Annotated in this window: 8 protein-coding genes and 1 pseudogene; 2 read left to right on the top strand and 7 right to left on the bottom strand. The window is 58.3% G+C overall.

All coding sequences use genetic code 11. The annotated features are described in order from the left end of the window. The 3 genes and pseudogenes from AB7E65_RS10505 to AB7E65_RS10495 form a co-directional block, all read right to left on the bottom strand. Positions 1-211 (bottom strand): annotated as a pseudogene (locus AB7E65_RS10505) (FAD-dependent oxidoreductase); the annotation flags it as partial. Positions 212-393: 182 nt separating this feature from the next. Beyond that, positions 394-2,040 (bottom strand): putative manganese-dependent inorganic diphosphatase, encoded by a 1,647-nt coding sequence (locus tag AB7E65_RS10500; RefSeq protein ID WP_428745848.1) that lies wholly within the window; start codon positions 2,038-2,040, stop codon positions 394-396. After that, complete coding sequence (locus AB7E65_RS10495; RefSeq protein ID WP_428745847.1) at positions 2,037-2,876, bottom strand: DUF3108 domain-containing protein; 840 nt, start codon at positions 2,874-2,876, stop codon at positions 2,037-2,039. The genes AB7E65_RS10500 and AB7E65_RS10495 overlap by 4 nt, the downstream gene beginning before the upstream one ends. A 237-nt stretch (positions 2,877-3,113) precedes the next feature. On the opposite strand from AB7E65_RS10495, the gene AB7E65_RS10490 reads away from it, so the two are divergent. Together AB7E65_RS10490 and AB7E65_RS10485 are read left to right on the top strand one after the other, a co-directional pair. After that, entirely contained in the window at positions 3,114-3,407 is a 294-nt protein-coding gene (locus AB7E65_RS10490) for an ArsR/SmtB family transcription factor (RefSeq protein WP_072287653.1), read from the top strand. Then, positions 3,404-4,582 (top strand): class I SAM-dependent rRNA methyltransferase, encoded by a 1,179-nt coding sequence (locus AB7E65_RS10485; RefSeq protein WP_072287652.1) that lies wholly within the window; start codon positions 3,404-3,406, stop codon positions 4,580-4,582. The genes AB7E65_RS10490 and AB7E65_RS10485 overlap by 4 nt, the downstream gene beginning before the upstream one ends. 17 nt (positions 4,583-4,599) lie before the next feature. On the opposite strand, the gene AB7E65_RS10480 is transcribed toward AB7E65_RS10485, so the two are convergent. The 4 genes from AB7E65_RS10480 to AB7E65_RS10465 are packed head-to-tail and all read right to left on the bottom strand — an operon-like array spanning position 4,600 to position 8,175. Continuing rightward, the gene (locus AB7E65_RS10480; RefSeq protein WP_072287651.1) at positions 4,600-5,406 is read right to left on the bottom strand and encodes a methyltransferase domain-containing protein; all 807 of its coding nucleotides are present in this window, start codon (positions 5,404-5,406) and stop codon (positions 4,600-4,602) included. Then, positions 5,403-6,212, bottom strand: a complete 810-nt coding sequence (locus AB7E65_RS10475; RefSeq protein WP_072287650.1) for an alpha/beta fold hydrolase — start codon at positions 6,210-6,212, stop codon at positions 5,403-5,405. Before AB7E65_RS10475 ends, AB7E65_RS10480 begins: the two co-directional genes overlap by 4 nt. Further along, complete coding sequence (gene bioF, locus AB7E65_RS10470; RefSeq protein WP_072287649.1) at positions 6,209-7,381, bottom strand: 8-amino-7-oxononanoate synthase; 1,173 nt, start codon at positions 7,379-7,381, stop codon at positions 6,209-6,211. The genes AB7E65_RS10475 and bioF overlap by 4 nt, the downstream gene beginning before the upstream one ends. Next, a complete protein-coding gene (locus AB7E65_RS10465) occupies positions 7,372-8,175 on the bottom strand; it encodes a 6-carboxyhexanoate--CoA ligase (RefSeq protein ID WP_072287648.1) in 804 nt (267 codons plus the stop codon). The genes bioF and AB7E65_RS10465 overlap by 10 nt, the downstream gene beginning before the upstream one ends. Between the last annotated feature and the right edge of the window lie 226 nt (positions 8,176-8,401).

Here is an 8,401-nt window from a genome sequence, read left to right as displayed (position 1 = left end):
GAACTTCTCCGTACGGCGTGCTCAGCAAGGCGTTACGGTTATCGAAAACCCCGCCCACATAGTAAGGGTAACCGCAGGAAGCCATGGACATTTCCGGCGCTTTTTGAATGATTGTGACTTCGGCATCGGGGTCGAGGCGCTTGGCCCTCGCAGCCGCCTTGGGACCTGCCGCAGATCCGCCGATAACAACAATTCGCTTCCTCTCCTTCATTGAGATGCCTCCTTTATGTGGTAAGGTTGAGGGAAAACATGCCAGGTCGCAAACAGGTCATTTCGACCTGGTTAATTCGTATATTCATATAATACGAATTATTAGATATGGCAAGCAGTTTTTTCCTGTATACACCTTCACATCGACGCAAGATGTCCAGTCCGGGCCGGCAGGGGTAACTCTTACGCTTTGAGGATCTTCAGAACATGCGGCAACAACTGCTTTTTTCTTGAGAGTACGCCCTTGAGTTCAAACAGGCCGTCATCCAGACGCGGATAACCGATCCTGACCATCAATTCCGAATTGCCGGCCAACAACAACAGACTCGTGGCACGCACAATGTCCGTAACCAGCAACCCGGCAAGGTCAAGGGCGCGGTCTCGACATAGTTCCGTCAGGCTGGTGGCGATCCGCGCCCGTTTTTCGTAAAATTCGTCGAAACTGACCACCTCCACCTGACCGATGCCGAACTGCCTGCCTTCCTGGGAATACTCCTTGAAATCCGCAAGGATCAACTCTGTCATGCTGCCGTAGGCGGCCAATGCACTTCCGGCGCGGAACATGCGGCGCCCGAATTCCTGCGGGTCAAGATGGGCCAGTGCCGCCAGCCAGCCACAGAGGTCGCGGTCGCATTCCGTAGCTGTGGGAGATTTAAGCATAACGGTATCGGAAAGCAACCCCGCCAGCAGCAATCCGGCGGTTTGTGCATCCGGAACGATACCGGCGCTTTTATACAGGCCCGCAACGACCGAGCAGGTGCTGCCCAGCGGCTGGTTGATAAACCGGATCGGAGCATCGGTATGCAGATTGCCGAGTCGATGATGGTCGATAATTTCAAGGATTTCCACGCGGTCGGCCCCCGGAACGGCCTGACCAAGTTCATTATGATCCACAAGAATGAGCTTGATGGGCGGGGGTTGCAGCAGGGTACTTTTGGTAGCGACGGCAAGCACCTTGCCGCTGTCGTCAAGCACCAGCACCCCGGGCTGGCTGGAATCCAGCAGCCGATAACGCAACGTTTCCAAAGATTCTCCCATCGCCGCCATGGGAAAATCGGTGATCATAAGGCTGTCCACCGGCGTGGAGAGCCTTGCCAGGGATGCGGTGGTGGCGGTGTCGAAACTGGTGGCCAGCACCGTGACCCCATTCTGCCTGGCGGTATCGATAACCTCGGGACTCAGCGGTTGGCCGCCGGTTACCACCAGCAACCGCACCCCCAGTTTCGCTGCGTGCAGCTGGATGTCGTCACGGTCTCCGGTAATCACCAGCAACCGTTTTGAATCAAGCCCAGCCATACGCTCGCAAAAGCTTTTAAAAGCCATGGCCCCGACATAAAGATCAAAATCCTGAACCTCGCCGCAGAGATCGGCCGTGAACCGCTCGGCGTGCAGGCAGCGGGCCAGAACCGCAGGTGATGTCAGGATCCGGCGCATGCTCTGCTCCTGTCCGCCAACCAGGAATTTATCGGCGACCTGGCGCAGCGAGAGCATCCCCAGAGCGATGCCGCCGGAATCCACGATCGGCAGCAGACCGATATCGTAACGATGAAAAAGGTCGAGAGCCCAGACCAGCGGAGCACCACTCTGAATCGTCACGGCCGGTTGCTTGACGACATCCCCAACCCTCGGCACAACATCGGAAACCAGCTGCGGCGTTTCCGCGCCAAGCTGTTCAAGGACAAATTCGGTCTGCCGGTTGAGATAGCCGGCCCTGGCCGCCACGACCCCTTCGAGCCCTTGCCTGCTGCGCAAACGGGCATATGCCAGCGCACTGCAGACGGAATCGGTATCGGGATTGCGGTGACCCACAACAAAGATGGTGTCATTCATTTTCCGGATTCTTTCCCTGCGGATCGTAAATTGGCACGCACATCTCCCATGCCAATGACATTTTTCACCAACACCCGGTCGGGACGCATGGCCTTATCGAACCATATATAAAGGGTCCCATCCCCCGTGTCGAAAACCTCCGGATCAACCACAACCTTGACCACCAAACCTCCTGTCGGAAATCCGCCCTCTTTGGGACGATCCTTGTTCGCAAGGACTGATATATCGATTGCGGAAGGAGCCCCCTTGGCGAACGTCGGCACCTTACAGGAGGTACCGACCTCTAGGGGCCCCCAAAGCCCGGCCCGGAAATTATAAAAGGCCGAAAGGATATCGTAGGGATACGGGCCAGAACCCATGGCATGCTTTTTGAGCGGAGACTTTCGGCCATTACGCGTGACCTTTTCAATAACAAGCCGACGCGGATAATCGAAAGCCCAATGTTTGAGGCGACTTTTTACCTTGTCGCCACTGCGTCTGTACATGTCTGCATCAAAACTCACAGGTCGCAGGCCACCCTCATCGGACAGGCGCAATGTCGAAACATACCTCTGAACCCGGTTTCCGGTCAGCCAGGCGGCAGCCCCCATGGTCCTGGCTTCAAGAGTGGCTCGATAGGTTTGGGGTTGTTCGGTTTTTTCAAGAATAAAATCCCCCACGGCCAATCGGTCAAACCACAAAAAAGCGATATCGTAAGACAATTTTTCACCACACAAAGGATCCAGGGTTTGTCTTGAAAAAGATTTACCTGTTGGATCCGAAGAGTTGGCGCCGGCATTGGCGTCGACCGGCAGGCACAAACCAAGGATTGCAAGAATCCACACCAGGGTTTTCACTGTTTTTCTCCCGTGAGAGCACATATTCGCGATGGACGCCGGCCATCCTGGCCAGAGGTGCGGCAGTCTAATAAGGAACATGGGAAAAGTCCATAGCCATGACATGCGGAAGCATATTTCTTGACATGCACCCCCTACGCCACTACCATGCGCGTACATCATACCAGAAAACCCGTTCGCCCCCCCAGGTGGACAACGGGCGGAATATACCTATTTGCGGCAGAGAATATCGGAACGATGGTTTTTGACAAGACCCAAAATTACGAACGCGAAGCAGAAATCCTCAAAGTCCTTGGCCACCCCATCCGTCTTAAAATCGTCGCCGGACTGCTCTCGGAGACCTGCAATGTCAAGAAGATCTGGGAGTGCCTCGGACTGCCTCAGGCCACCGTATCCCAGCATCTGGCGCTGCTCAAGAACAAGGGAATCATCGAAGGGCATCGTACCGGCGTCGAAGTGTACTATGCCGTCACCTCCGATGAAGCCCGCCGTATCGTAAAAGCCGTTTTTGACCTGAGTACGCAGGCATGATACAGCTCGTTCTGCGCCCCGGACACGAGCGCCGCGTCCGTCGCGGCCACCCCTGGGTATTCAGCAATGAAATCCAGCCCCCGAGCCAGGACACGCTGCCAGGCCAGGCCGTGGAGATAGTGACGGCCGGCGGCGAATTCCTCGGGACCGGTTACTACAACCCCCATTCACTGATCGCAGCGCGCATTCTTTCCCGGCAGAGGCAGTGTATCGATTGCGTGGACTTCTACCGCAACCGCCTGCAAGCCGCCTTCGCCATGCGCGAGGCAATCTACAACGGTACCACCGCTGTGCGCCTGGTTCACGGCGAAGGCGATCACCTGCCGGGGCTTGTGGTCGATCGCTACGACCGGGTGCTGTCGGTTCAGTTTCTGACCCGGGGCATCGATTGCAGACAACACTTCATCCTGCAAGCCCTGCAGGACATCTGTGACCCCGAGGCGATCGTCGCCCGTAACAATGTCGCGGTGCGCGACCTGGAGAACCTTCCGCGCCAGGTTGAAATCCTTCACGGGCAGCTTCCCGACCGCGTCGAAATAACTGAAAACGGTCTGCGCTTCAAAGTCGATGTTCTTCAGGGGCAAAAAACCGGTCACTTCCTGGATCAGAAGGAAAACCATCTCGCCCTGCGGGACCGGGCCGCCGGCAAGCGTATGCTCGATCTGTTCTGCTATTCGGGAAGCTGGGCCATACACGCCGCCCGTTTTGGCGCCGCCGAGGTTATCGGCATCGACATTTCACCGGCGGCCGTGGCACTTGCGGAAGAAAACGCACGATTGAATTTCAAAGACGACACCTGCCGGTTTGTGACATCGGACGTCTTCGACAGTCTGCGCCAATTTAATTCCGGAAACGAGCGATTTGGCGGGATTATCCTCGATCCTCCAGCGTTCATAAAAAACCGCAAGCGTTTGCGCGAAGGGATCAAGGGCTACCTGACCATCAACCGGCGCGCGATGGAATTGCTGGAACCGGGAGGTTTTCTGTTTACCTGCACCTGTTCCCACCACATGGACCGGGAAACCTTCCTCGATACCCTGCGGCAGGCGGCTTTTCTGGCAAAACGGGAAATGCGCCTGCTGGAAGTTCGCGGGCAGTCCTATGACCACCCGGTGCTCTGCTCCTGCCCGGAGACCGAATATTTGAAATGTGTCGTGATGCAGGCCTGCGACTGATCCATTCTCCGCCAGTTTTACCCGCTCTTGCCGGCAATCCCGTAAATTACCCGATAGGTAGCCGGCAGCCTCCCACCGTCGGCAAACCTTTGGATATAATTTCCTTCGAGGCGTTTCATGACCTGTCGCGAAGCCAGCCCTCGGGGACGGCATCGGGAAGCGTTATGCGCCCCTACCCCCTTGAGGCACCGCAGCAACGAAGCCAGAGAACCGTGATACTCCCTCTCGACTTCCTCCCAAACCCGGAAAATTTCAAAGCCGGCGGCGGCAAGTGATGCATCAACCCGATGTTTCGATGGCATCGGCACCAGGTAATCGGGGGATTCCCGCCCCTCGCACAGCAGAGCTTCCCGGTAAGCACCCCTGAGTTCGTCAAGCGTTCCGTCTCCGAACAGGGCAAAGATGAAACTCCCGCCTTTTTGCAGAACCCGATGACATTCTCCGAAGGCCCGGGGCAGGTTTTCCACCCACTGGTAAGCCGACGCGCTGCAGACATACGCCATGGTTTCCGTAGCCAGCGGCAAGGCCGCGGCATCGAGATCCATGGCCCAGGCCCCTGGCAACCGCTGGCTTGCGGCGCGCGTCATGGCATGGGCGAGATCCGACACCAGGAGCCGCAAGCCCGGATATCTTGCCGCGATAAGTTCGGCAAGATATCCTGTACCGGTGCCGACTTCCAGCATCGGTCCCTTCGCGGCCCCCTCAACCTGTACAAGGTTCGCGACCTTGCGCGCAACCCGTTTCTGAACATCGGCACAATCATCATAACTGCAGGCGCTGGCTGAAAAATGGCGTTGAACCTGACGACGGTCGATAGCGTTCATATCAAAAAATCCGCCAGGATATCCGCGCAAAAGTCCAGCCTGCCGATGAAGGGAGCATGTCCGACACCATCCAAAAGCTTCCATTGCGCCTCAGGCAAGCGGCGGGCCAGATACTCACCGGCAGCCGGAGGGATGATGGCATCGCATCTTCCATGCATGATCAGGGTCGGCAAGCATCGTGGGGAGAGCTCGCGCAGGTCCGCGTCACACAGGGTGCTCAACCCGCCCAGACCTGCCGATGCCAGAGGCAGGGGAGCAAGATCGAACAGTTCATGCTTGCATGTCTGAATGAGAGGCCCCTGTTTTGTCTCGCCATCGAACTGCTGCAGGAAGAACCCTTCCAGAGCCGCTGCGGGATCGCGACGGAAGCGCCTGGACAGTGCATTTACCCGAGATGCCGGCTGGCCGTGCGGCCAACCGTCGCGTTGCACGAAGCAGGGCGTTGTCGAAACCAGTATAAGTTTTTTAAGCCGTTCGCCGAGTCGTTCGACCATCTCGAGGGCCACCATGCCGCCAAGGGACCAGCCAAGCAGGGCGATTTCCTCGGCCCCCGCCAGGTTCAGGCATTGTTCGATATCCGCCGCGAAATCCCCCAGCGCATAGCCTGGCCCGCCATGGGAATGCCCGTGCCCTCGCAGGTCAGGAGCGATAATGCGACGGCAACAGGACAGACGCTGCATGAGGGGCGAAAACACCAGGGAAGACATCCCCCAGCCATGCAGCAGGACAAGCACGGGGCCATCGCCCCCTGCTCGGTAACTGACGGAGCGTCCGTCGTCAAGACGGCAGAATTTATGAATGATCATGCCGACAACGCTTTCCGGATCAGGTCAGCCGCCTGCAGCAGTTCGCCGGGTTGATGGGTGGCCATGAGGGTCATGCGCAAACGGCAGCTGCCTTCGGGTACCGTCGGCGGACGGATGCCCTGCAGGAAGATTCCCTGCTGCTGCAACCAGGCGCTGGCGCGCACCGTGGCCTGCGGTTCGCCGGTAATGATCGGCAAAATCGGCGTGTTGCCGTCAAAACCGGTGCAGATATCCGGGCCGAGATGTTGAGTAACAAGTGCTCTGAGCTGTTCCAGCCGCAAGCGCAGGGATCGTCCTTCCTCGCTCTGCACGATATCCAGAGCCGCCAGCCCGGCGCCGACCACTGCCGGTGGCAGACTGGTCGAAAAAATAAAGGAACGGGCGCGGTTCAACAGGGTTTGGATCAAAACATCCGGTCCGGCCACAAAAGCACCGAAGCCTCCCAGCGCCTTGCCCATCGTCCCCATATGCAGATCGATGTTGGCAAGGCATCCGAAATATTCCCCGGTACCTTTGCCGCCTGCGCCCAGCACACCGGTTCCATGCGCATCATCCACCATCAACAGACAATCGTAGCGGTTTTTCAGGGCAACCAGTTCCGGCAGCGGCGCCAGGTCGCCGTCCATGCTGAAAACACCATCCGTGACGATCAGCCACTGCCCCTTGCGCCCCGCAGCCTCTCCGGCCATGAGCCGCTCAAGGGCCGCCACGTCCCGATGGGGATAGACCAGAGTCCGCGCGCGGCTCAGACGGCAACCGTCGATGATCGACGCATGGTTGAGCCGGTCGGAAAAGATGATATCCTCCGGCCCCATCAACCCCTGAAGAATGCCCGTATTCGCTGCGTAACCGGAATTGAACAACAAGGCTCGCTGCGTGCCCTTGAAACAGGCCAGCCGGGTTTCGAGCTGCTCGTGAAGTTCCATGCTGCCGGAAATAAGCCGGCTGCCACCGCTGCCGGTGCCATAATGTGCCGCGGCCCGGCTCTGGGCCTCGACCAGCGCCGGATGATCGGCCAGCCCAAGGTAGTTGTTGGAACAAAGCAGCAACATCTCGCGCCCCTGCATGTGAACATGGGCGCGTTGCGGACCGGTCACGGTCTGCAGGCGGCGCAGCATGCCGCAAGACGCCAGCGCCGCCAGAGCATCCTGCCAGCTTTTCAGGGACATGCCCTCCACCTTTCATCGGGCAGCATCCGGCCAACCCGATCGACCAGAACCGCCTGTTTTTCGAGAAAACGGTACAAACCGGTCACATCGGTGCCCGGGGCGAGAAAAAAAGCTCTGCCGCCACGATCCTCACCCCGAGGCTTGAGCAGCGGAAAACGCACGTAGCCCAGACAAGGCGCGGCAACATAACCTGCCGTGTAATCGGGATCATCCGACCAGCAAAGCTCGGCCAGCACTCCAGGGGCATGCAGCACTTTGGCCGCCAGCACCAACGCCTCTTGAACATGCGTGTTGTTCAATCCGATGGCTTGCAGCTCCCTGGCAAGCACGGCAGCGGCGCGTTCTTCGAGATCCATGCGCGACACCCGCACGCCGCGCGCCGCGTCGAATTCAAGACGCCGCCCGTCGAGGGCGTCGACCAGCATCGCCCCTCGCATACTTTCCCCATTCGGAGCAGCCCCCCCGGCCAAGGCCTGCATGGCACTACGTGCCGCCTGTTCGGAAATCCCCGCGCGAAGCAGTCCGGCCAGTGCAGCGTTTCTGCCCTGCGCCACCGAGTCGACGCCGACAGTGCGTATATCCGGCAATCCGATACGCATCAGCCTCGAGAGGTCAATTTCCTCGATGGTCAGGGAAATGCTGTCAGGCAGCCCCTTGGGATGGCCGAGCGCCCGTTTCACCATGCCGGCCGCGAGGCCATCCAGACAGTCGGCGCCAGCCAGTCTTTCGGCCCCGGAAATATGCCGGTCTCCACGGGCGGCACGCATGCGAATACTGAAAAGAGGTTCTTTCATGGAAAGGAAAATTAACAGTGAACAACGGGATTGTCAACATCCAAAGCGTGCTTAGTTAACAATCAGACCGGGCAAAGGGACAGGCAGGAAAACCAGGGGATTCAGGCATGCGCAGCGCGCCATGCAGCCATGCATTCCTGATATATTCTGAAATGATCCGCTGAATAAACTACCAGATAGACCTTGTGGATGGAAGCTTCCTGCCGCAGAAAACCAAAGATGGTTG

Origin of the sequence: Syntrophotalea sp., assembly GCF_050253115.1 — a bacterium.
GTDB lineage: Bacteria > Desulfobacterota > Desulfuromonadia > Desulfuromonadales > Syntrophotaleaceae > Syntrophotalea > Syntrophotalea acetylenica.
Note: the sequence above shows the minus strand (reverse complement) of the source record. Positions and strands in the feature narration are given on the sequence as shown.